The 406-nt window shown below is 74.4% G+C and carries 1 protein-coding gene; it reads left to right on the top strand.

What is annotated here, in order from left to right:
- Nucleotides 1–406, top strand: a 406-nt coding sequence (locus G3I78_RS49795) for a LysR family transcriptional regulator substrate-binding protein (RefSeq protein WP_164437284.1), incomplete at both ends; no start/stop codon positions are given.

The raw sequence follows: 406 nt of genomic DNA on the forward strand, positions 1-406 counted from the left end.
GGCCCAGTTCGCGAGGGCGGTCCGGGGCCGGGTCCGGCTGGGCATGATCAGGGGCTGCTCGATCCCCGGCTTCCTGGACGCCGTCGCCGGACTCGGGCGGACCCACCCGGGGATCGCCCTGAGCCTCCACGAGGAGGACTCGGACGTGCTGCGGTCCCAGGTGCTCGCGCGCTCCCTCGACCTCGCCCTGATCGCCTTCGCCGGACGGGCCGAACCCGCTCTGGACACCGTCGTCATCGTCGACGAACCCATCGCCGTCGTCGTGCCCGAGGGCCACGGGCTGCGCCGCGGGCCGGTGCGCCTCGCCGACCTGGCCGAGGAGAAGGTGCTCTGCCTCCCGCGCGGTACCGGGATCCGGGAGGCGTACGAGCGGTCGTGCCTCCAGCTCGGGATCGAACCCCGGGTG

The organism is Streptomyces sp. SID13726 (genome assembly GCF_010548375.1).
In the GTDB taxonomy this organism is placed as follows: domain Bacteria; phylum Actinomycetota; class Actinomycetes; order Streptomycetales; family Streptomycetaceae; genus Streptomyces.